The 24,642-nt window shown below is 38.3% G+C and carries 20 protein-coding genes; all 20 read right to left on the reverse strand.

Features of this window, described 5'->3' with window-relative positions:
- Positions 1–1,096: 1,096 nt before the first annotated feature.
- Positions 1,097–3,490 carry a GumC family protein gene (locus LA313_RS00900; RefSeq protein WP_228912724.1) on the reverse strand — a complete coding sequence of 798 codons (2,394 nt, stop codon included), beginning with the start codon at positions 3,488–3,490 and terminating at the stop codon, positions 1,097–1,099.
- A 3-nt stretch (positions 3,491–3,493) separates the two neighbouring features.
- On the reverse strand, positions 3,494–4,279 hold the full coding sequence (locus LA313_RS00905) for a polysaccharide biosynthesis/export family protein (protein WP_228912725.1): 786 nt from the start codon (positions 4,277–4,279) through the stop codon (positions 3,494–3,496).
- Positions 4,280–4,519: 240 nt separating this feature from the next.
- A complete protein-coding gene (locus LA313_RS00910) occupies positions 4,520–5,677 on the reverse strand; it encodes an MraY family glycosyltransferase (protein WP_228912726.1) in 1,158 nt (385 codons plus the stop codon).
- Between the two features lie 158 nt (positions 5,678–5,835).
- Positions 5,836–6,582 (reverse strand): glycosyltransferase family 2 protein, encoded by a 747-nt coding sequence (locus tag LA313_RS00915; protein ID WP_228912727.1) that lies wholly within the window; start codon positions 6,580–6,582, stop codon positions 5,836–5,838.
- A 75-nt stretch (positions 6,583–6,657) separates the two neighbouring features.
- Positions 6,658–7,242, reverse strand: a complete 585-nt coding sequence (locus tag LA313_RS00920; RefSeq protein WP_228912728.1) for a putative colanic acid biosynthesis acetyltransferase — start codon at positions 7,240–7,242, stop codon at positions 6,658–6,660.
- Positions 7,243–7,568: 326 nt separating this feature from the next.
- Complete coding sequence (locus tag LA313_RS00925) at positions 7,569–8,528, reverse strand: UDP-glucuronic acid decarboxylase family protein (RefSeq protein ID WP_228912729.1); 960 nt, start codon at positions 8,526–8,528, stop codon at positions 7,569–7,571.
- Positions 8,529–8,544: 16 nt separating this feature from the next.
- On the reverse strand, positions 8,545–9,627 hold the full coding sequence (locus tag LA313_RS00930) for a glycosyltransferase (protein ID WP_228912730.1): 1,083 nt from the start codon (positions 9,625–9,627) through the stop codon (positions 8,545–8,547).
- Positions 9,627–10,703 (reverse strand): glycosyltransferase family 4 protein, encoded by a 1,077-nt coding sequence (locus LA313_RS00935; RefSeq protein WP_228912731.1) that lies wholly within the window; start codon positions 10,701–10,703, stop codon positions 9,627–9,629. Before LA313_RS00935 ends, LA313_RS00930 begins: the two co-directional genes overlap by 1 nt.
- 15 nt (positions 10,704–10,718) lie before the next feature.
- The gene (locus LA313_RS00940; protein ID WP_228912732.1) at positions 10,719–12,041 is read right to left on the reverse strand and encodes a hypothetical protein; all 1,323 of its coding nucleotides are present in this window, start codon (positions 12,039–12,041) and stop codon (positions 10,719–10,721) included.
- A complete protein-coding gene (locus tag LA313_RS00945; RefSeq protein ID WP_228912733.1) occupies positions 12,035–13,294 on the reverse strand; it encodes a glycosyltransferase family 4 protein in 1,260 nt (419 codons plus the stop codon). The genes LA313_RS00940 and LA313_RS00945 overlap by 7 nt, the downstream gene beginning before the upstream one ends.
- Positions 13,295–13,302: 8 nt before the next feature.
- Entirely contained in the window at positions 13,303–13,704 is a 402-nt protein-coding gene (locus tag LA313_RS00950; protein ID WP_228912734.1) for an acyltransferase, read from the reverse strand.
- 128 nt (positions 13,705–13,832) lie between these two features.
- Entirely contained in the window at positions 13,833–14,966 is a 1,134-nt protein-coding gene (locus LA313_RS00955) for a glycosyltransferase (RefSeq protein ID WP_228912735.1), read from the reverse strand.
- Positions 14,963–15,973: a glycosyltransferase gene (locus LA313_RS00960; protein WP_228912736.1), complete on the reverse strand. Its 1,011-nt coding sequence runs from the start codon at positions 15,971–15,973 to the stop codon at positions 14,963–14,965. The genes LA313_RS00955 and LA313_RS00960 overlap by 4 nt, the downstream gene beginning before the upstream one ends.
- A gap of 83 nt (positions 15,974–16,056) precedes the next feature.
- Entirely contained in the window at positions 16,057–16,971 is a 915-nt protein-coding gene (locus LA313_RS00965) for a sulfotransferase family protein (protein ID WP_228912737.1), read from the reverse strand.
- A 299-nt stretch (positions 16,972–17,270) separates the two neighbouring features.
- Positions 17,271–18,536 carry a protoporphyrinogen/coproporphyrinogen oxidase gene (locus LA313_RS00970; protein WP_228912738.1) on the reverse strand — a complete coding sequence of 422 codons (1,266 nt, stop codon included), beginning with the start codon at positions 18,534–18,536 and terminating at the stop codon, positions 17,271–17,273.
- A complete protein-coding gene (locus LA313_RS00975; protein WP_228912739.1) occupies positions 18,536–19,528 on the reverse strand; it encodes a glycosyltransferase family 2 protein in 993 nt (330 codons plus the stop codon). Before LA313_RS00975 ends, LA313_RS00970 begins: the two co-directional genes overlap by 1 nt.
- A complete protein-coding gene (locus tag LA313_RS00980) occupies positions 19,509–20,297 on the reverse strand; it encodes a polysaccharide pyruvyl transferase family protein (protein WP_228912740.1) in 789 nt (262 codons plus the stop codon). The genes LA313_RS00975 and LA313_RS00980 overlap by 20 nt, the downstream gene beginning before the upstream one ends.
- Positions 20,298–20,345: 48 nt before the next feature.
- Positions 20,346–22,097, reverse strand: a complete 1,752-nt coding sequence (locus LA313_RS00985) for an ABC transporter ATP-binding protein (RefSeq protein WP_228912741.1) — start codon at positions 22,095–22,097, stop codon at positions 20,346–20,348.
- A 37-nt stretch (positions 22,098–22,134) separates the two neighbouring features.
- On the reverse strand, positions 22,135–22,968 hold the full coding sequence (locus LA313_RS00990; RefSeq protein WP_228912742.1) for an exostosin domain-containing protein: 834 nt from the start codon (positions 22,966–22,968) through the stop codon (positions 22,135–22,137).
- Between the two features lie 156 nt (positions 22,969–23,124).
- Positions 23,125–24,564: a UDP-glucose 6-dehydrogenase gene (locus LA313_RS00995; RefSeq protein WP_228912743.1), complete on the reverse strand. Its 1,440-nt coding sequence runs from the start codon at positions 24,562–24,564 to the stop codon at positions 23,125–23,127.
- Between the last annotated feature and the right edge of the window lie 78 nt (positions 24,565–24,642).

The raw sequence follows: 24,642 nt of genomic DNA on the forward strand, positions 1-24,642 counted from the left end.
GCAGTAACGAGCGCTTCGACTATTCCTCATGCTGCGCACTCGGGCTCAGCGTGACAATTGAGCTAGGTTTACACTTCGACTATTCCTCGCGCTCTGGCGCTCTGGCTCAGTGTGGCAACCGTATTGTCAGACTGAGCCGCTGCAACGGTAGTTGTGGCAAAGGGTCGAAGTGCTTTTGAAAACGAATGTTTCCCGACAACAAGAAATTCAGCAGTAACGAGCGCTTCGACTATTCCTCATGCTGCGCACTCGGGCTCAGCGTGACAATTGAGCTAGGTTTACACTTCGCCTATTCCTCGCGCTCTGGCGCTCTGGCTCAGTGTGGCAACCGTATTGTCAGACTGAGCCGCTGCAACGGTAGTTGCGGCGAAAAGTCGAAGTCCTTGAGGAGATGGGTGTTTATTGGTAATAATAAATAGTGGACTTAACAAGCGCTTCGACTATTCCTCGCGCCTGTCCTGAGCCTGGTGGAACCGGGAGTCGAAGGGCGGTCGGGCTCAGCGTGACATTCGTGATGAAAGGTAATTTAGTATTTTTAAGCGCTTCGACTATTCCTCATGCTGCGCACTCGGGTTCAGCGTGACAATTGAGCTGGGTTTACACTTCGACTATTCCTCGCGCTCTTGTGCTCTGGCTCAGTGTGGCAACCGTATTGTCAGACTGAGCCGCTGCAACGGTAGTTGCGGCGAAGGGTTGAAGTCCTTGAGGAGATGGGTATTTATTGGTAATAATAAATAGTGGACTTAACAAGCGCTTCGACTATTCCTCATGCTGTGCACTCGGGCTCAGCGTGACAATTGTGCTGAGCTCAAACTTCGATTATTCTTCATGCCTGTCCTGAGTTAAGTAGCGCCGGGAAAGTCGAAGGGCGGTCGGACTCAGCGTGAGGTATGACAGGGGTATTTCTCTCTTCGTAATTCTAAAATCGTACTTCAAAAGAGATTCCTCGTCGCCTCGCCTTCTACCGAAGCCCATGCTCTGTCGGAATGACAAAGTGCATTGATCTTCTAACTTCTACTTTCGTAAATCTAACTTTTCCTTTGCTTTTCCCGGCTCCCTTTAGGGGGAGGGGTAAAACGGGAAAAGAGTTCGCATCCTACCAAAAAGCAGCTTTGTTCTTGATCCTGTTCCACAAGCTCTTGTGCTCTTCGCCATAAGCGTAGTAATAACCATACTTATTCCCGTAGCCGAATTGCTCCGCTTCCACGTTATTAAGAACGAAACTTACGTCTTTAAGTTTGCCATCACGCTTAGCGCCGGCAGCAAAATCCAGTAATTTTCTTTCGGTGTATCCAGCTCTTATCATGTAAAGGGTGATATCAGCGTACTGATTGATAAGGAAGGTGTCTGCCACAAGCATGGAAGGTGCGGTGTCAATAATGACATAATCGTACTGCCCTTCCAGCTCCCTGAACAGCAGCTTTGCTTTTTCCTGTCGCAACAGCTCAGATGGGTTGGGAGGGATGCTTCCTGAAGTTAAAAGATCCAGATCGGGATGAAGGGTCGATCTTTTAATTAATTCCTTTAGTTTCAGGTTTCGGTTTGCCAGGTAATCACTTACTCCCGGCCAGCTTTTGCTTTCCGGCTCATATCGCTGTAATTGGGGATTACGCAAGTCACCACCTACTATAACTACTTTTTTCCCGGTATTCGCCAGAGTGATGGCGAGATTAAAAGCAGTAAAGGTCTTTCCTTCTCCCTTTACAGTAGAAGTCACCAGGATGCTTATCCCCGTCTGCTTCTCATTGCTGTTCACAAGCAGGTATTGCAAATTCGTATGAAGGATCCTGAAAGATTCTGCCAGGACCGAACGATCGTTCTGCTCAATGAGGTCACTATTGCCCTTGGCGATCTTGGGGATTTCCCCTACCACAGGAATATCCTGTATCAGGCTTTCTACCTCAGAACGATTACTGATCTTATTATTCAACAAATTCTTTAAATAGATGATCCCAAACGGAAGGCCCAAACCTAAGAGTAAGGCTGTAAGATAGGTGCTGCGGGGATTTGGTGAAATAGGAACACCCGAACTAAAGGCACTGTCCACGATCTTCGCTTTTGGTTCTGTTACCGCTAAGGAAATAGAGGTTTCTTCCCTCTTTTGAAGCAGGAATAGGTAAAGGGTTTCCTTGATCTGTTGCTGACGTTCTATGCCGCGGAATTGCTTTTCCTTTGACGGGACGCCGGCGATCCTGGAACCTATGGCTGCAGCTTCGCGGTTAAGATTGGATTCGGCTATTTCCAAATTGGACTTCAGTCGGTTTAGACTTTGCAGTACATTAGATTTCAGTTCTTCTATCTGCCGGTTCAATTTTATTACTACCGGGTTTCTTTCTGTTGACCCGCTTAAAATCCGGTTCCGTTCCAGGACCAGCTCGTTGTACTCACCAATGGAAGTATTAACTGCAGACTCCTCAATTCCCAGGTTCGCAGGTAATAGATCGCCCATACTGCTGGACCTTAGATACGCAAGCATAGCATTAACCAGTTCGATCTGTGTATCCAGCTCCTGTTGCCTTTTCTTGAATTCGCTGGCATTGGACATGAATAACTGAGATTCTGCTTCTATATCGGTTAACCGGTTACTCTCTTTAAATTCTACTTTTCCTGTTTCTACAGAATCCAGTTCTTCACTTATGATATCGAGACGTTCATCTATAAATTTAGCGGTATTGAGAGCTACCAAGTTTTTATCATCTATGGCTTCTCTGTTATATTCCAGCACCAGTTGATCCAGGATATCTTCTGCTTTCTTTCTGATAGGATCATTTAATTTAAGCTCAACTAAACTTGAATTATAATCCTTTAGTTGCACACTAAGATCATTGCGGTAATGATTTGCCACGCTTTCTGCAGGAGCAAACTGTAGCAGGATTGGCCTGTTTTCTTCAAATGCCTCTTCCGAAAGTAATTCATTCCGAACCAGAAGTACCTGTGCAAATCCCAGGTCAACAGGGGATCCTAAATTTGCTTCTGTCATTTTTTCGGAAATAAGGTTTGAAATTTTCACCTTATCATTCCCCAAATATTCTATATGAAAATTTCTTTCTGAAGTTTCAAGAAGTTTTTCTTCATCCAGTAATAACACCTCTGCAATAAAGGGGGATTTTAGATATAGTTCGGGGCTTCGCAGTTGATCCACATCAAAGTACCGGATATTGATATCCAGTTCCTTCACCACACTTTTCATCAGGCGACGCGAACGAAGAATTCCAATTTCGTTTTCAATGCTGTTGCTGTTCATCCCATCAAAAATTCCCAACTCTGCAAATGCTGCCATTTCAGAATTCTGGCTGCTGCCATCCTTAATAAGAATGGTTGCCGTAGTAGAATAGACAGGGGTAGTTTGGCGGAGTTTGAGATAAGCAAACCCCAGAGCCAGCACAACGCAAAGTAGAAACCACGGCCAGTATTTGAGATACTTTTCTAGTTCTTCCCTTATATTGATATCGTTTGTATTATTTTTTGTAGGATTATTATTTTGGGACATCACTTACCGTGTAAAAATTAAAATTAAGGAGGTAATTACCGAAACTACCGAAAGATAACTGGCTGCCGTATTCAGGTAACTTGTAGATTGTATTTTAGATCCTACAGGTTCTACATAGACCACATCATTTTGTTGCAGATAATAAAAGGGGGAATTCATAACATTTGCATCTGTAAGGTCCAGGTAAGCATATTTCCTTTCGCCATTGACATCCCTGGTTACCAGCACTTCTTTTCGTTTTCCGGAGAGGGTTATATCCCCTGCCAGACCAAGGGCCTGCGGCAGGCTAATATCGTCATTTTCAATAGTGAATGTCCCCGGGTTGCCCACTTCTCCAAGAATACTGATCTGGAAGTTTTCTACCCGTACGGTAACAACAGGATCCTGTAGATAGGAAGTTAACTGCTCTTCCAGTTTTTCTTCCAGCTCTTTTCCCGTCATTCCTGTTACCTTCATTTTTCCTAAGGTGGGAAAATTAATAGTTCCGTTATCATTCACCAGGTAGGTAAGAGGTTCCTGATTTCCTCCGCCTCCGCTGCCCTGTCCTAAACCTGGAGTTGGCCTAAAATTATTAAACGGTTGTGCCGCCTGCAGTTCGGGAGCAGAAACTATAATGCTCAACATGTCACCTGGCTGTACCTGAATATTCTTTTCAGCAGCATCTATCTGCTGCTTTTGAACTGTTTCCAGTCCCTGGAAGTAGGCTATTCTTTTGCGGGAGACACAGGATGCTGTTAAACTAACTCCCAGAATGAGAACACTTAGTACTTTTAAAAACTTAAAATTCATGGTATTTTTATGAAGGCGCGAAGGTAATTTTTTAAGAGACAATTAACAACGTGCAATTAACAATTAACAATCAACGATGAACAGTTAAAAATGAACAATTTTTTTAGTGGTTAGTGGTCAGTGGTCCTTGGTTAGTGATTAGGAGAATTTCCAAACAATTAAATTTTGAGAGGTTCAATAATTATTTGCCCATGTTCAATTCAGAAAATCATTATTCCTTAAACATTAGCCCTTAAACCTTTATTTTGAGTTCATGCTGAATTCTGAACGTCGAATAGCCTGTCTTGCAGTTTTTTCGCTGAGCTTCTTCAGCTTTGAGAACAACAGGAAGCTGGCAGAATAAAGCAGTACTACCACAAAAATTAACCAGGCTTGCGGAAGTTTATTGACAAAAAAGAAAAAGGTCCAGACCACGATCAGGTTCAGGATCCCTATTCCCAGGCTGGCTTTCCAGTGAGGCATCCCCAGATCAAGCAGTACGTGATGTACATGGTTCCGGTCTGCCGTAAACATGGAATTACCCGACATCTTTCTTAAGAACATTACCCGCAGCGTGTCAAAAGCAGGGATAAAGAGGAGGCAGGCAAGGAACAGCAATCTGTTGGCCGGGTCATATCCTGCTTTTACAGTTTCGGGATGAGGCTCCATAACCAAAAACTTTAAACTTAGAAAGGCTAATACAAGGCCAATGATTAGGCTGCCGGAATCTCCCATAAAGATCTTATTTGCCCCCCTGGAAAAATTATAACGTAGATAAGCTGTTAGTATCCCGGTAATGCTGATGCTTACCAGTACATAATAGGGTTGATGTGCTATGTAAAAAACATAAGCCAGCATGGAGCTTATCACTATTCCCACAATGGCAGCCAGGCCATCGATCCCGTCGATAAGGTTGAAAGCATTGATCAAGGCTACAACCAGGAAAGCTTTTATTATAAATCCTACTGCCAGGGGAATCTCATAAATGCCAAGAAAGCCGTGAAGGGTATTTAATGCCATTTCAGGAGAGAAGATAAGGAACATTGCTGCGGTAGCCTGCCCGAACAGCTTTACACGGGCGGTCGAGATCACCAGGTCATCCTTCAGTCCTACCATAAATAATATAGTGCAGGCTGCAATCAAATGGTTGCCAATATAGGTTAACCGCATACTTTGCAAAATAGATAGTACCATTATAATGCTAATATAAAATGCTACCCCCCCAAAAGAAGGCACGGCGATGCTGTGAGAACTGCGTTCATTCATACCGGTGAGCAGGTTCTTTTCTTTGGTCACCCATAAAACCTTGGGGATCAAATAATAGGTAAGACCAAAGGTACCTGCAAAGACAATGGCTACAAACCACAGGTAGTTCTGACGAAAAAATTCCAGGATCACTTCCTGATCGAGAATATTCATAGTTGGTTATTTGTCAAAGTCGGGTAGGGGACGACGGTTAGAAATTGTATAATGTATATTGAATATTGTATATTGAATATTGTCTATTGAAGCCTTTAGCTTTTAGCCGTTAGCCTTTGGCTTTATTTAGCACTAAGCCAACAGCCAATGGCCAATAGCTACTTTTTTACAAATTGTGACAGCTTGCTCAAATTCTTATAGGCCAAAACCTTAGCGGGATTTTTTATTTTATTTGCGCGCAAAGCTCGTAAATCTTCGGAAGATTTTTGAACAATATTTTTCAAACTTCTGTTACTTGCTCCGCCGACTCTCATTTTGGTGATCACCTGAGGCAGGTAAGCAAATTTAAGATTGGGATCCTGAAGGATGCGTAGCATAAAATCATAGTCGGCAGCGATGTTGTAATCAAGGTCAAAGAAACCATGTTTTTTATAAACTTCTTTCTTCAGGAACAGGGAAGGATGCGCCGGCATCCAGCCGTTGCTTAACAACTGTGATCTGAACGGCTGACTCTTCCAGTACCTTACAACTTTGGAAGGATCTTCTTTTTTCACGTACTGCAGGTCTCCATATACCCCGTCCACCTTTTCTTCAAATGCTTTTACTATATCTGAGATGGTAGTTGGCGATGCAAGCAGATCATCAGAATGAACAAAACCTACTATATCGCCTGTAGCATGAAAAATCCCTTTATTCAAAGCATCATAGATCCCGCGGTCTTTTTCAGAGATGATCTTAAGGCCTCCTGAAAATGCCTTTTTTGCCACCTCTATGGTGTTGTCTTTGGATTTGCCATCTATTAGCAGCACCTCAATATTCTGGTGATCCTGCTCTTCAATAGATCTTAGAGCTGAGGCTATACTTGCTTCAGAGTTGTAAGTGGCTGTTATTATTGAAACTTTCATTCAGAAATTTAATTTTTCTCGCAGCGAACGCCGCGCTTTTTCCTCCGCGTCCTCCGCGTGAAACTATATAAATTGTCATTGCGAGGAGGCGACAGCCGACGTGGCAATCTCTTCCTTGCGAGAAATTCTCTCCCTCACCACAACTGCAGGATTTCCCTGATAAACTTTATAAGCCTCCAGGTCTTTCGTTGCCACAGAGTTCACTGCCAAAATAGAGTGAGAGTGGCATGTAACTCCGGGACAAACAACACTCTGTGCGCCGATCCATACCCCGTCTTCCAGAACAATATCTTCCACAATGAGATCAAAAGAGGATGTTTTATAGTTGTGATTTCCGCAAAGCAACATCGCGCCCTGGGAGATGCATACGTTACTGCCGATCTTCACCTCTCCCAGATTATCGATCCATACTTTTTCTCCTATCCAACAATGATCACCGATACTCAGCTTCCAGGGATATTTAATGTTTACTCCCGGTTTCACCACTACCCCCGATCCTATTTTTGCTCCAAACAGCTTCAGTAAAGCCACTTTTAAACCCGAAGAAGGATTTAAGGTATTGTGAAAAAAGAGTACGTTGGTGAAATACCATAGCAGGATCTTTAGTTTTCCTCCTGGCTTATACCAGCTATTGTCGTATTTTGAAAGATTTGTTTTCATAATTGTGTTTGTTCTTTTTTGCATCGCCCAAAAAAGAACCAAAAAAGTCTAGGCTTACGAAAATGTTGCTAAAATTTTCATTCGGAGCCTAAATTTTAGGAACTCGCCACCAACAGTAAATTTCAAACTAAAATCTGTCTGGCTCAAACAGCCTAAAATTTTACGGCTCACTCATCTTAATTTTTACGCAAAATTTTCGATAGGCCGATTTACTTTCCGTCAGTTCGAGTTGATCCTGAACTGCGATAGCAGATTGGGATCAGTATCGAGAACAGAGGAGGGGAGGCGAGGTTGCGCTTTACTTTGGCGACCGCCGCGTCCATCCTTTAGGACACTAAAACTTTATCCTCTTTCAGTAAATGATCGAAATAAGCAATGGTCTTCACCAATCCTTCTTCCAAATGCACCTTCGGTTCCCAACCATTCAACTCCTTCTTCGCCAGATCGATAACGGGCTTTCGCTGAGTAGGATCATCTTTTGGCAGCTCGAGGTGGATGATTTTTGATTTTGAACCTGTAAGTTCAATTACCTTATCAGCCAATTCCAGCATGGTAAACTCTCCCGGATTTCCCAGGTTCACCGGACCAATAAATCCATCCCTGCTGTTCATCATTCTAATGGTTCCTTCAACCAGGTCATCTACATACTGAAAACTGCGGGTCTGGGTACCGTCCCCAAAAATGGTAATGTCTTCACCTTTTAGCGCCTGTACTATAAAATTGGAAACCACCCGACCGTCATTCGGATTCATGTTGGGCCCGTAGGTGTTAAAGATCCTGATGATCTTGATCTTTACATCATTCTGTAAATGGTAATCCATAAAAAGAGTTTCCGCGCAACGTTTCCCTTCATCATAGCAGGAGCGCGTACCAATAGGGTTTACATTCCCCCAGTAGCTCTCCGGTTGGGGATGTACGGCAGGATCTCCGTATACTTCACTGGTGCTGGCCTGCAGGATCTTTGCTTTTACTCTTTTAGCTAATCCAAGAGTATTTATAGCCCCCATAACAGAAGTCTTTATGGTCTTAATTGGGTTATACTGGTAATGTACCGGGGAAGCAGGGCAGGCGAGGTTATAGATCTCATCCACCTCTGCGTAATACGGCTCAGTTATATCATGTCTAACCAATTCGAAGTAGGGGTTATCCAGCAGCTCAATAATATTTGATTTACTTCCTGTAAAATAATTATCCAGGCAGATAACTTCATTGCCTTCATTTAGGAGACGTTTACATAAATGTGACCCAACAAATCCGGCACCACCGGTGATCAAAATTCTTTTCATTTAATTCTAAATTAATTTATTGTGGTACAGATGCCAATAAGGATCTGTTTAGATAATCCAGTTGCCTACTTATCTCCTTGTTCGTATAATTATTTATTATGAAATTCCTAGCTTTTCCCCCTTCTTCTTTGATTCTATCAGGAGAAAATGTCACTACACTTTCAAGGCTGTTCCTTATTTGCTCCGCAGAAGGTTCCAGTCGTATTGCAACTTTATTTTCGAAAGCTTCGGGAAAATTGCAGCCTTCCGAGATCAGCGGGATCAAACCATAACTCATTGCCTCTAGGACACTAGTAGGAAAACCTTCACTGTAAGAAGGCAAAAGATAAAAGTGACTTTCCCTTAAAAGTTGCGTTTTTGTCTCTCCATAAACGGCACCTACGTACTCAATATTCCTTGCTTCAACAATATGTTTTTGTACCTGATCTAGTTCCCCATCATCGGGACCCGCTATTACGAATTTGTAGTTGTCAGTTTCTGCAAGAGTAGAGGAAAGCCAGGCTTTTACCAAGGGAACAATACCTTTCTTATGGTGCAGCCGGGCCATATATAAAAACTGAACAGGTTTTTCGACTTCTTCTGCCTGAAAATCAGGTTCATCAATTCCGTTTGGGATAAGCCGTACTTTCGGGCCGAATTCGTTTTTCAGGTTCTTGAATTCAGGTGCACCTACAGCACGAATAGCGGAAGCTTTTTTTAATTTTCTTTTTTCCAGAAGGTTCCAGTAAATGAACTTTTTGAGCGCCTTTTGCTTTAAGGACCATGGCTCTAGCATACCATGCGGAACTGCTATCCATTTAAAGCCTTTTGCTTCCAGATCACACCCTGTTTTGGTCGCCCATCTCCAGCAGCCGTGAGAGACAATGATAGTGTTATTTGGTGAAAACTCATTTTTCCGGATATAATCATAGATATCCTTTGAAGATCTTAGGGGCAGCAGGCTAACATTTTCATAGAAAAAATCATTGGCAGCAGGAAAAGCAGCATAAGAGTTAATCCCTTCTTCGGCAAGGTTTGTGGAATTGGCAAGGGCGGCATTCCAGATCCCGAAATTTACCTGTGTGACGTTATCTATTAGATGTAGGATATTATAATTCATTAATTCTTTAGAAGGGTATTGAGATTTTGGGCCCAGGTTGTAGGGATGTAATTTTTTATTATATGAAACGATCTTTTTCCCATCCCATGCAACTCTTCAGCTGATGTGGAGTTTAGCTTATTCAGTGTACCGATAAGCATTTTGGTATCCAAAGCGTCAAAGACAAAGCCATTGCCGTCCAAGAGATCGGGCACACAACCACATTGTTTAGATAAAATAACCGGCAAAGAAGCTGCCATGGCTTCGTTTACTACCAGTCCCCAGGGTTCAAAACTACTGGGCAATATGAAGCAACTGGCCTCTTTATAAAGTTTCGGAAGATCATGGTAAGACTGCCAGTGCATTAGTTCTACCTTTGAAGGATCCTGAACTTCCTTTTTTAAATCCTCGGTCAAAGGCCCGCCTCCGACAATGCGGAGTTTCCAGTTTGGATAAAGATCTGAGTTTTGAAAAGACCGAATAAGGATTAAAAGATTTTTTTCAGGAGAATGTCTTGCTACGCAAAGGAGTACCGGCTTTTTCGCAAGAGCTTCTTCAACTTCAGAAATGTTTCTCGTATAAAGAAAATGGTTATTATCCACTACACTGTAACCTGTCCTTATTAGATTCACAGGAAAATTTAATCTTTTTGAGAAATGCTCCTTTGCCCGCTCCCCTGAAGCAAAGATCCCTCTTACAAACTTTTGCAGGAACTTATTCTTTACTCGATCCATAATATAGCTGCCGGGGTACCACGATTCAGCAAAATAATAGCAGTCTATTCTTTTTGTTTTCAGCCAGAGAGTAAAAAGGAGATATTCAGGTTTCCCATAGCCGGATAAAACTACCTTTTGGATCTTATGTTCTTTAATAATTTGCTTAAATTGGGCAAATCTTCTTTTAATATCTCTCTTTCCGGCAGGTAGTTTTGACAGGGAATAGTGACCTTCTCCTTCAGTATTTTTCCAGTGATACAAATTATCTGATGAACCGAGGTCAGCTGTAAATAACTTGTCCGTTCCGAATTGCTTTTTATATGTTTCTGTACGAATGCGGTGATAATCACCCATCCGGTCCCAAACAACTAAAATTTTCAATATTTTGCTTGTTTATTAATTTGATCCTAAAGAAAGATTATCTTCTTCGTACAGTTCTGCTTGCCATTCCTCTTTCTGCAAGAATTTATTGTATAGATATATAAAGATAAAAACAGGCCAGAAGGACATGCCGATAAAGGCATAAATACCTGGTATGTCTCCACCCCGCAGTAGTGGAATTAGAGAGGCGATAATAACACCTTTGATCAGAAAGCGAAGATCTGAGGCGTAGGAGCGAGTCAGATTTAACAACCAGGCAAATAGTTTTGCATAGAGAATGGAAAAGATAATTATGCCCAGAAAACCGCCTTCACCATAAAAAGAGCCGTATATAGTCTGCGAAATACCCACAGTTCCTTTATTTACATCATTAAGCCCGAGCTTATTGGCGTAACCTCCCAATGGCTTATCTGGCCATAAAGAGCGGGGAATAGGACGCATAAGAATTTCAAGGTGTTCTAAACCGTAATGGAAGTCAAGATGTTCAGGATAAACGTCCAGCACCATCATAAAACCATCCAGCATATTCTGATCTTCACTGGTTGCAGCTCTTTCAAATGCCAGCTCCAAATTTTCCTGCCAGCTTAGATCCTCGAGCTTATTTTTTCGTTCAGCACCTAATAAGGAAAAGAATAGAACAATTAGAATTCCTGCAGGTACTAAAAATTTCAACTTTCTTCCGGGATTCATATCCCGAAATAAAAGAAAAGAGATTCCAATCGCCCAGGAAAGAAAAATAAAGCGTGTTGATGGATTATATGAACCGACAATACCAAATGTCAAGCAAGCACTTAAAAAGATCTTTTGAGAAAGTTTTAATTTTCCTGAAATGATCAACAATGCTATTAATAAATTAAAGCCTCCAACAGCCATGGCAAAAAGAAAAAAATAAGAATTCCCAAGTGCCAGAGAGCCTGAAATACTTGCCCGCATCACGGAATTGACCATAAAAAATATAAAAAAGCCAATAATTAACTTGCTTTGATTTTTCTGAATAAAGACAGAAAGGATATCTGGATTATCTTTCTTAAAAACATCTTTTTTCCGGTAAGCCGCAGAAAAAATCACGTAAAAGATAATAAAGACGGTAGTGCCTATAAAAATATAGTTCATTGCCATAACGGCCTTCTCATCGGTAAAATTGAAGATATTAAAAGAATATCTAACTCTAATATAGTCAATTGTTCCCTGCTGTATAAGATTAAATCGATGGATAGAAATAAAATAATTGAAAATGGATAGAATAAAAGGAAATTCATCGTTCTTGCGGATGTAATAGATTCCACACAAGAGGATAAAAGCAACCGCAAAAATATTCAGTATATCGTATCCTAACATACAATAGAATTACCCAGATTTTCGCTTAGTCTGTTTTTAAGATTATCCTCGTATTTTCCCCAAGTCAATTCTTCTACTGCCTTTCTTGATAAATCTGATATTAAATTGTATTCATCTTCTTTCAATTGGATTATAGTTTCAAAATTATTTCTTAGGTCATCGGCAGACCTTAATTCGGTTAAAAATCCATTTGTACCATGTTCTATCAATTCTGCTCCAAAAGTATGCCTTGTAGTTATCACAGGTAATCCTGCAGCCATAGCTTCCACAATTACCAGTCCGAATCCTTCAAATACCGATGGCAGGACCAGGAAATCAAATTCTTTATATAACTTAAATAGCTCCATCTGACTTACCGGTCCATAATAATAAACTTTAGAAGAATATTCCTTAAAAGCATTTCCGCTTCCCTGAATATGACCATATATATGAAGTTCCAAATCCTTGGAATCGATATCAGCAAGAGCTTCCAAAAGATACTTTATACCTTTACGCTGCGTAACCGTACCGGCATAAAGCAATTTGACCGGCTTTTTGTAGCTACCCTTTTTTTTCTCTTCAATACTGGAAGTATCAACACCCAATGGCAGATATATTATTTTTTCTGAAGGGATTCCAATTTCATTAAGAGTACTCATTGTAAACTCTGAAGCTGCAACCACATAATCGGCTAAATGGGGCTCCTGCTCTAAACGCTTTTCATAGGTTGGAGGGAAATAGAGGTTATCAATGCTGTCTGCCCATTCTGGGTGAAGTTCCTTTTCCTCCCCCAGGATTCTTTGAGCTGCCGTAACATGAGCTGTAGCTAATTCGATCACTGTGGTCATCCCAGCCTCACTAGCGGCAATTAGTGAGTCATGACAAGACCCCTGAAAACCCCAGAAAATTTTATTTTCAAGTCCCTTTTCTTTTTTGGCTCTTCGTCGTATTTGTCCAGCCACATATTTATCGAATTTTACATCGCGTTGATAAACAGCATCCTGGGCTTTCTTAGACTTCCCGAAAAGCTTTCTTAAGACTATTTCTTTTAATTCAAATCGCCAGTTCGAATCTATATTTTTTCCATTAACACCAGTTATAAATCTTCGCGTGAAATAATCATTTTCTGTCCGGTTGAAAAAATTTTGAAACCATTCACTTTTCACATATGAACTTGTATAAAAAGTGTCAAGCTCCCCAAGGTTTTTCATAGCCCTGGCCACCTGGTAGCTATGTTGTTTGCCTGAATGAGATAGAAGTATTTTCTGTTTCATGATTAATTTTAATCCAACAAAGGTTTATAATTAATGGTGTAGATTAATTTATTATTACGCAGCTTTATAAATTTTGCGGGATTTCCCGCAACAATTTCTTTTTCCTTCACGCTTTTATGCACAACAGATGAAGCAGCGACCACGGCACCTTTTTCTAAATTAACATAAGGTAAAATCGTTACGCCGGAAGCCACCCAAACGTGATCGCTTAAAACAACATCACCTCCATATAGAGAATGCTTATCATCGTGAGGATCATGACCTAAAGTCCAAATCCTCGTATATGGGCCTATGTCAACATTATCTTTTATAATCACCTTAAATTGTCTACAATCTAAATGACAACTTTGATTAATAATAGAATTGTCACCTATTTCTAAATTCCAGAAATTTGGAATTTTGGTATGCATTAAAATCACAGAGGATCTGGAAATTTTCTTATTGAATAGCCTGAGAAAACTTATCCTAATGAAATGAAAAGGAATATGGGTTATCAGCTCGTTAAAAATAAAATTAATAAAAGCGCCAGTGTACCTTTTCACCTTATCTGAAATTTATTTAGAGAAATAGTAATATTATTCTTCCAGGAGGCATATTTTCTATAAGCCTCCCAGTTTTTTACACTTTCTTTTTTTAATCTAGCCTTGTCGAAGTTTTCTAGTGTCATTTTTAAGGCCTGAGGCTTGTCTGCCTCTATATGTGTTCCAAGATTAAATCTCTCACAAATTTCGAACAATGCACTAGATGTTTTGGAAACAATAATATGAGGTGAAAAGGGAGCAATCAGATTCAATATTCCGCTTTGAGAAGTGAAACTTGATGCATAATTCATTAAAATCAGATCACTTTTAGCAATTACACTGTTTATTTCGGAATCAGATAGATATTTATTTATCCACGTAATTTGATTTTCTACGTTAACCTTTCCTGCTAAAGTCTTTAAAGCATCAATTGTAAAAGAAGAGTTAGCTTCCTTTCCAGCAATAATTAAATGCAACTGAGGATTGTTTTTCAAGGATTGTATTGCTGCCTCATAATTCTTTTCCCGCCGAATATTTCCTAAAATAGTACAGGTAATAAACTTTTTCTGCAATGGAGCAAGTTTATTAGTCAAAGCCACATCTTCACCAATATTTTTACTGAAAATTCCATGAGGTACAGAGAAATAAGAAGTTCTATTTTTATAATAAGTCTTATCAGGTAATTTCTCGTGGTATAACCCCCAATCCATAAAAGAAGTAATAGCCTTCATACTTACTTCGGATAATTTTTTGAAAGGAAAATAAGCATCCCTATCCGGATCATGTAGCATTACGGCAAAGCGATGGCGCACTCGTAAAATATGAAAAAAAGGAGCCCAGAAAATTGAAGTTACCTGATCGAAATCATTAAAATATACAATGCTCCTTTTTTTAAATAGCAAATAAAACCAAAGGATAATCGGATTAAAGAAGGATCTGATTAAAAAATAAACCTTCTTAAGGAATACATATTTAGAATTTAATACATCAGGAATTAGAAACCTTTTTCGACTTGGACTTTCAATACCTCCGGAATTCCTGGGCAAAATAATTTCACTGGAGATTCCCTGAGAACCATATTCCTTTAAAAGTTTATGAGCATAATCGTAATTTCCTCCAAAGGAATTAGGATTATAAATAACTAAATTCAAGACAGCTGTAAAGTTTTGTGAATTCTTCTAACACCAACTATTCTTTCCGGTCTTTGGGAAAAAAAACCTTTCCAATAGCCTTTTAAGTAATTAAATCTGGAAAGTTCTAGAATCATTAAAGCCTCAATAAATACTGCAAAATTATACTTTTCAGATCTAAATTTCTTCCACTGATTATAGACAAACCAATAAGGCCTGAACCCTAATAAGCAAAAAAGAACAGGCAAAAAGAATAAAATATGGAATCTAAGCCCTATTAAAATTAAAGGAAAGAATAAATACCTAAGACCAGTTTCCGCAAATAATTTAAATGTATTATTTCTATTTACTTTGGCCTCTCCGTCTCCCAAACCATATCTCCCTGCCTCTTTAGCATAGGCCATTCGCTTTTCATGTCTCCCCCAAAAAACATGTTGTTTTTCAACTATATGTATATTGTAACCTTTAGCTAATAATGCTTTTCCAAAAATTAGATCATCAGCTGCTAAAGTTAACCATTCACAATATCCTCCTACATCCTGCCAAACATCTTTATAATAAGCTATGCTCCTCGATGATGGAATAAAATTTTCATCGTTATAACACATATAACCATTTGATAACAGATAATTTGCCCTTGCGGATAGTGATTGAATATTATCTTCAATCACCCCAAAAAAACCTCCCACTACTTCAACATTTCTATCTTGGATAGGAGAGGTAAGTTCTTTAAGCCAATCAGGGTGGTATCTACATCCAAAATCTGTAGATACAATTAGAGTATATTTGGCGTGTTGTATGGCTATATTTCTTCCTCTGGCCACATTACAACCCTTTTCAGATAAAATAGTTATATCAATAGAAGATTTTTTCCCCCAATTAATTAATTTTTCATAAGTTCCGTCAGTTGAACCCGCGTCTGTTATTATTATTTCTGTGGGAAGAAGAGATTGTCTTTCTATGTCAACTATACTTTTTTCAAGTCGATAATTTTCGTTAAATGTTGTAGAGACAAGAGTAAAGTTCATAGTATATTAATTGTATTATTTTTATATTTTATAACCGTATTCGTTATTACAACCACAAGAATTTGAATTTTAAATAAGCATAATCATAACTCTATAGGTTCATGTCCTGTTTTTTCCCTGATCAGTATTAAGTCCTCTTCTGAAAGTTGTTCCTTCCACGACTTCATCACGGCTGCCTTTGTGCGTAACATATTATGTGTCTCCTCTTTTTTGTTTTTTTTTTCTCCTTTCTGATTTTGATAAAAAGCTATTTTTTTTCTTACTGAACTATCCATCTTTTCTCCAAAAAAGGCTAAAATTTGACTAACTTCTTTATGTGGATTTTCCATTATCGTTTCATGGTTAATTTCATAAAAGGATATACAGTCTTTTTTCAAATCAAGTAAAAAACACTCAAATATTTGCCACAATATTATACTGTTATGAACTATATCTTCTTTGCCTGAATTTCTGTACGCAGCAATTTCATCTTCAAATTTTTTAGAATATAATTCTGGTAAACAATTAAAATCAAAGAACCAATTCATTCTTTTCATCGAAGCAATGAACCGATAAGGATTTCGTTTTATGATGACGATTTTAGCATTAAGCTTTTGGTTTAAATACGGGACTAATAAAAAACCAGTAGGATCTTTAGTGAAAATTGCTTTTTTGTTTAGAGAATAATATGTATGCTTTATAATTTTCCCATAATTTTTTGGATTAAAATTTCTCTCTCTAATTAAAATCGACACTCTTTGCAGGAAAAAAGAAAGGGAGAAATTTATTGAAAGAGCTTTAGGGATTTGCTCTTCTAATTGTTCTGTCATTTTCGATGAATGAATGTACCATGGTAAATTGTTCAGTCCAAATGTATTTTTAGAAGTACCAGGATTAAAAATTTCACCGGATAAATAATTAAATGATTCGTGTGTTCCTAAAATGTCAGCTAACCATGTGGTACCAGATCGAGGTAAACCGGTTAGAAAATAGAGTTCTCTTTTACTATTGTCTTTCATAATATATCCTTTTTATTATGCAATTAGACCCTACGGAATAAAAAATGAAAATTTTTAACTCGAGTTATAAAATGAGGATCTCAGCGTTTTTATGGGGTTCTTCAATTATGGATATCCCTTTCGGTTTAGTAAATTTAGTTACATAGCCATGCACATTTGTAATAATAATTTCAATAGGGTTGCATATTTGATGTTTTAAGGTATAAATGCATTTATAAAATCTTAGAATTTCAATTATTATATTTAAAACTAGGGTGGACCTTCTATGTATGTATGCTTTATTGAAATTATTTAAAACTTTACATAGGTTGAAAATAAGAAAGAGCCTTTTCTATCGCTTTATCCATGTTATAATATTCCCATTCGGCAAATCTTCCAAGTAGTATGAAGTTTTTGTTATTAAGTTCCTTTTGCAGTTGAGAAATAGAGGTTTGCGTGTTTTTCCGATGAATAATGTATGAATTTTTTTCTTTATTAGAATCCAGAGCCTTCAGGTTGCCGGGAAGTTTCTTTATTTCTTCTGTCATAGTTTTCAAGTCCTGTTCGCCACTAAACTCGACAGTACAAGAAATCCTGTCACCGTTATTGTTACTATTATTATATGGTGAAAAGTTTCCGGTATATATTATTCTATGTGTTTTAAATTTTTTTTCCGGAATATACAGCCATGACAAATCGGTCTTGTCGCATTCACATAGTAAGTTGCTGGTTCCGTGAGAAGGTAACTTTTCGATTGTGTCAAATAACTTGTCCAAATAGGCAAAATGAGGCTGAGAAATTTTTCTTAGATTTCTCACATCTCCGGTATAAACAATATTTTTTGTTTTCCACTTCTTATTGAGTGTCCAAACGTCATTCTCATAACTAATTTCTGTAACAGGTTCATTGCAATTGATATCTAGACCCTCTGCCAACCTGTCAATAATGAATTGAGAACCTCCTCTTTTGGGGTAGTAAAATGAACTGTGAACCATGTCACTTTCCTCCTTTTGTAAAATATTTTGCAGGATTATATCACGATAATTTGGCATAGGTAATTTGCCTTTCAACCATTCCATTGGCACCTGGGACAAATCAAACTGCCAAATTTTTTGATTATATGGATGGAAATAAAGTTCATACAAAGTTTCACCGAAATTTCCCTTTAGAAATTGCTCAAAGTTATCGTAGTGCATTGGTGGCTTTTCCTTTTGAGAACTTAAAGCCAATATATCATTGATGACTTTCTTTAAAATATCTTCTGGAAGTTTGTACAAGAAATTTTCAAGAGGATAACCAAAAAAACTATTATTCATCCATATCTGAGCATTTCTTTTTGCCGGAATAAACTCATTTTCTTTATCAAAATATTTCCAAAACCAAGCAAGAACATCCTCATTTTTTGAATTAAAAACATGACCACCGACTTTATGGTAAAGATTACCCGAGGAAATTTCGCAATGAACCAAACCTCCCGTATAAGGCTTTGCTTCCAAAATCTTTACTTTCTTTTTCTTTTCTGAAAGTATTTTGGCACTTGAAATACCCGAAATACCTGATCCTACAACTATGTAATCGTAAATCATTAATTTATTTTTTCTAAAAAATTTGTTACTATTTTTCCGGAATTAATAGTTCCGTGCATTGGTTGCCACATGTTTCTGGTGGTGAGTCTGCCGAACTTGTTTTTTATTCTCATTAGAAAGGCGAGAACACGTAAATTATCTCTTTTCAGAAAATTAAATTCTTCAAAAGCTTTATCGTGTTTATAGATTAACCAAGTTCGTGACATTTGAGTTAGAAAAAGGGATTTTTGAAACCGACTTAGATGTTGGTTGTTTTCGAAATGTTCCTTATAGATTTTTGAAAATGTTTGAAGTTTCTGCAAATCTCTTTCCTTATTGCTAAAATTTCTTGACGTGGTTTGAGCCGCGTGAAGACGGTATAAAAAGGCGCAGTCATTAGTATGAGCAGGATAATTCTCCAAACAACTAATCCTCCATAAATACTCCCAATCCTCGTAAGCCACTACGTCCTCTTTCCATGGTCCAACTTTTTCTAAAAATTCGCGCTTAAACAGCATAGAAGGTATGCAGATGAAGAGTCCATTGCACATCCTATCCTGCAGACCGTGACCTTTTAGGGTATTGAAGTAACTGAGAATTACATTATTGGGAACATTCCATTTATTATCCTTTTCGTTTTGAAAAGCATGAAAATAAGGACTATATATATATCCTTTACCACTCTCGTCCAAAATATTTCTCTGATGTTCTAAAGTATTACAGGTCATTAAATCATCTGAATCAAAAAATTTAATGTATGCCCCTTTTGCAATTTTAAGCCCAGTATTTCGTGCTGCTCCTGGTCCTCTTCCTTTGTTTTTGATTAGAACAATTGAATTTCCAAATCTCTCTTCGAGAAATTGGAATGTTCCGTCTTCCGAATGATCATCTATGACAATAACTTCGAGATTATTAATTTTTTGATTTAAAACATTATCTATGGTATTTGCAGCTATTTCTTTTCTATTGCGGTTCGGAATAATTACAGATATGCTATTTAAACGGGCAGACATATAACAGTTCTTTTTGACGAGCTTTTATAACTGCCGGGTCAGCTAAAGTGCTCACAGGTAATATTTTCTTTAATCCTTTTTCTTCTAACTTTTTGGGATCTAATTTAATAGGAGTAAGTTCTGTCGGAAGACCGACGGATGCGAAATAGTCTAAAAATTTTATTCCATCTCCAAATAATTTGTTCGAAAATTCGGCCCAAACTGCCGGAATTCCATAGGAATGTGCTACTATAATACCATGAAGCGAACTAGAAATTATATACTCGCATTCTCCGATTCTATCTATAATAGACTCCACACTAGGATAGGTGAAATCAATAACAGTTATATCTTCTGAAAATTTTTTCGATGCAATCGCTGGAAGATCAATTATATGAGGTATAACTCCTATTTTGTACTTCTTTTTCAATTTAGGTTTATAGAACATGGATAAAAGAAGGGCAGGATCACCTACCACTTTAGGCGCTTTTAATCCTAAATCTGTCATCCTCCTTTGGGTAAAAGGTCCGCGAACAGCAAAAAAGTTGGATTTGTGTATATGAGAGTTTTTCTCAATAATTCCTGCTCCCCACACATTGCAGCTTCGTGTTGCTTTGATAATCACACTTCCTATGCAAATATTTACTTTCTGAAAGGAAAATAGTGGAATCGTTTCTACTCTAATTACTTCTTTGCCAGATATCTTCTGGATCAAATAAGGATTTAATTCATCACCAAAATTAAATTTCCCCTCATTGGCATGCCACCATGCTTTTACCTTTTTTTCCATATAACTTACTGGTTTATTTTCTTGTGATATAGTAACAATAGGTTGGAATTATTCCTTTGTGACCATAGTGGGTTTAGAATTTCTTGTATTTACTTCTAAAATTCGATTACAATGCTTAAGTGTACTTAACCTATGTGCAATAATTATTAGCGTAAGATTCCCATCTGAAAGTCGTTGGATAGCATTAGTAATTTCTTCTTCGGTGTCAGTATCTAGGGATGAGGTTGCTTCATCGAAAAGAAGAATTTCCGCGTTAGAATATAAAGCTCTTGCGATTCCTACCCTTTGTCGCTGCCCTCCTGAAAGTTTTGTTCCATTTTCACCTATCAGTTCATTAACACCTAAAGGAAGATTCTCTACAGTTTGCCATAAACTTGCTTTTACTAATACCTCCTTCAATTTTTTCTGGTCAATTTTATTAGGTTCATGGCCAAAAGCGACATTTTCTGCTAAAGTGCCATCTATTATATACACCTGCTGCTGCACATATCCGATTTTTTCGTAAAAAGATTTAAGATGCTTATCTTTTAATTCGATTCCATCTATCAGATATTTACCTTGGATTGGCCTTAGAAAACCTAATAAAATGTTCATAAGGGTTGTTTTTCCTGCGCCAGAGGGCCCAGTTATACCAATAACTTCTCCTTTTTGAATCTTAAGAGAAAAATTGTCTAAGATTTTTTCTTCATTTTTATCATAAGAAAAATCTACGTTTTTGAGCATCAGATAATTGTGAAAAGGGAGCTCTTCGTCTACTTCTTGATTGTCAGGTTGCTTTTTTAAGCTTTTTAAAGGTTCTAGAATGGTTGTAACCCAGTAGAATTGGTTTAATCCATTTACGGCTATCATCATCCGATTTATTGAAGGCATAATTCGGTAACCTGCAACTGCGAATAATCCTAAAAGCTTTATAAGTTCTGAATTTGAGGGAAGGTAGTAAATACCAAAAGAAATAATTACTGCAATAGCCAACATCAAGGAGGTTTCTATGACCTTTGTTGGAGCAAGATTATAAACGTGCGTCTTTATATCAACATCTACTAGATCTTCAAGATTGTCACTAATTTTCTTTCTAAAGCTTTCTTCACTCCCAGTAATAGTTATGTCTACATATCCGTAGATGCTCTGGAACATGTTCTTAAGGATCATGGGCTCAATTTTATTTTTTATTTCTCCCAACTTAATAGACCTGAGACGAACCCATCGATAAAAAATAAAAAAAGGAGGCACAACGGTTATAAGAAGAAGCCCTAAGATCTGAACATTATAAAGCGCGATAAAAATAATTATTAACATTAAAATAGTTATTTCATTTATTAGATTTAAAGATCCAAGAACCTGTGCATTGGCAAATTGATTTGTTGCGTATTTTAGATCACGAACTGTAACATTAGAATTCTGGGACTTGAAAAAAGAAAAACCGCTTCTATAATAATATTTGTGAAGACGCAATGAAAAATCTTTATAGAGAGATAAAGCAAATGTGCTGTTAATATTGGCGATCCATAGGCTTAATATATTTTTCAGAATGACAACGATTACTAAACCCGCAGCTAATATTAAGATCAATTGACGTTGGTCTGTTAAAGAAAAAAGATCGTAAAGCCATTTGGCCCAAGCAGCTTTTTCCACGATATTTTCTTCGAGTAAAACAGAAAAAACGGGAATAATTGCTCCCAGTCCTGCTAATTCTAGCAGGGAATTAATAAATAGTAATAAGCCTACTCCAAATAGCTTCCATTTTTGATTGTTAGGAAGTATTTGGAAAATAAAATTTAGAGTTCTAACAATTATTTTCATATATATTTCTGGCAGCAGAGTTATTGCCTTTTTTTAATTACACAAGGCTATATTTTCTTATTTCATTCCTGAGCAGATTAATAGGTAAAGTCATATTTTTCAGACAGAGATTGTAATTGTACTCTGCATCCTCACACGACCATGTAAAATTTTCCCGATTATCTTGCATATAGTAAAACCTATAATTTTCATATAGAGGACAATTCTCTTCAATCACAGGAATTGCACCGCACAGAATTGCTTCAAAAAACCGGTAGGTCCAGATAAAATCTCCTGAGGGACATAAAACAAATTGGGATTGGCAAAGATTATCATAATATTCTCTGTCCCATGCTTTTATTGGGAATCTTCTGCCTCTATCTGATAGCCAAATATATGTGTCCTTATGTCTCCAGTAGATTCCTTTCCCAAGTAAGGCTAGAATTTTTCTTTTTGCTCGAAATGTAGTTCCACTTTCATCTGGAAGTTCAAGTTTTTTCTTCTGAACTCTGTGCTTATTTAACCATAATTCAATGACTCTTTTTCGTTCTGCGGACATTAAACCTGCAAAAGAAAACCTCACTCTGCGTTTTTCTTTCCACTCGGATTTAAGACGGTAGCAAAAATAATGGGGAAAAATAAGAGGTCTAATCAAAGATCCAATCGAGGTGGTAGGCTCAGAGTGGTTAATTGCTATCAATTCAGAAAAAAACAATCCGTCTTTATAACCGGTGTTAAACTTTTTAGGGAAGTGTTTAACAATGAATTGCAGATTTTTTTTCTGCTCATTTGAAATGACAATAGAGTAGCCAGATTCTGCAAGAGCCTGAATAACGCGAATTTCTTGGATTTTTTCGATTTCCCTATCGATTACAATGGTACTTTTTCTCAAAATTAGGAGGTGATATTTAATAGGTTAAGGCTAAACAGGTATCAAAGATGTTTGGCTCTAATTCTTAGCGAAGTAAAACTTGTTCAGGAGCGCTCACTTCAATCCCCCTATTCAGAGGTGACTGGATTACCTACTCCTACGCTAAACAGGTTTTTCTTATATTACAATAGATTTCTGCGGTTCTTTTTCTTTCCTAAAAGGTGGAAGGCCAATGCTGCTAATATTGAAGCCATAGTTAGCCAATTCTTTAATATTTAAGATGTTTCTTCCGTCAAAGATAAAAGCAGGCTTTAGCATGCAGTCGTAGATCCTTTCCCAGTCATAAGTTCTAAATTCGTCCCATTCGGTCATTACCGCAATGGCATGTGCATCCCTGCAAGCTTCATAGGGTTCATTTACGACTGTAAGTAATTTTCTGTTTTCTTCCCGGCTTCTGCTGCCCAGGTAATCGAGATCGGCGTAGATCTGCTCCACTTTTACTTTTGGATCATATACCACGATCTCAGCTTGTTCGTTGAGCAGGTAATCTGCTACATACATTGCAGCGGTCTCCCGGGTGTCATTGGTGTCCTTTTTAAAGGCCCAACCCAGCAGTGCAATCTTTTTACCGGCTACAGTATTGTACAGGTTGCTGACAATATTGGCCGCAAACCTTCTTTTCTGGTGATCGTTCATTATGATCACCTGCTCCCAGTAATCGGCTACCTCATTTAGGCCGTAAGATTTTGCGATGTACACCAGGTTTAGAATATCTTTTTGGAAACATGAGCCCCCAAAACCAACAGATGATTTGAGGAATTTTGGGCCAATACGGGAATCCATTCCTATTGCTCTTGCTACTTCATTTACGTCAGCGCCGGTTTTTTCGCAGAGTTCGCTCATGGCGTTAATACTGGATACACGCTGTGCGAGAAAAGCATTGGCGGTAAGTTTTGACAATTCTGAGGACCACACATTGGTGGTAAGGACCCTTTCCTTCGGAAGCCAATGGTTATAAATATGAACCAGCGCCTGGATAGCATCCTGTCCTGCAGCAGTAGTCGAGTCTCCTCCAATCAATACCCTGTCTGCGTTTTGCAGATCTTCAACCGCAGTTCCTTCTGCTAAAAATTCCGGGTTGGAAAGGATCTGGAAATTTACTCCGTTGCCGGTATTGTCCAGAATGCTTTTTAAAGCCTCGGCCGTACGCACCGGCAGTGTGGATTTTTCTACTACTATTTTGTCATTTTTGGATACCCTGGCGATCTGTCGAGCGCAAAGCTCGATCCATTTAAGATCGGCCGCCATGCCTTTACCAATTCCGTAGGTCTTGGTAGGAGTGTTTACGGAGATGAAGATCATGTCCGCTTTATCTATGGCGGCATCCACATCTGTAGAGAAAAAGAGGTTTCTTCCCCTTGCTTCTTTTACTACTTCAGATAAACCAGGCTCGTAAATTGGAATATTTTCTACATCCTCATCATTCCATGCAGCAATTCTTGCCTCATTAATGTCAACAACAGTGACGTTGATCTCGGGGCACTTTTGTGCGATCACGGCCATAGTTGGACCACCTACGTAGCCTGCTCCTATGCAGCAAATATTTGTTATCTTCATTTCATTCAGATGCGGATTCCACTGATTTGGGCGGATTACGCGGATTTGTTACCCACTGAGTTTCGCAGAGTACGGCAC

The sequence above is a fragment of the Salinimicrobium sediminilitoris genome (assembly GCF_020866905.1).
In the GTDB taxonomy this organism is placed as follows: Bacteria; Bacteroidota; Bacteroidia; order Flavobacteriales; family Flavobacteriaceae; genus Salinimicrobium; species Salinimicrobium sediminilitoris.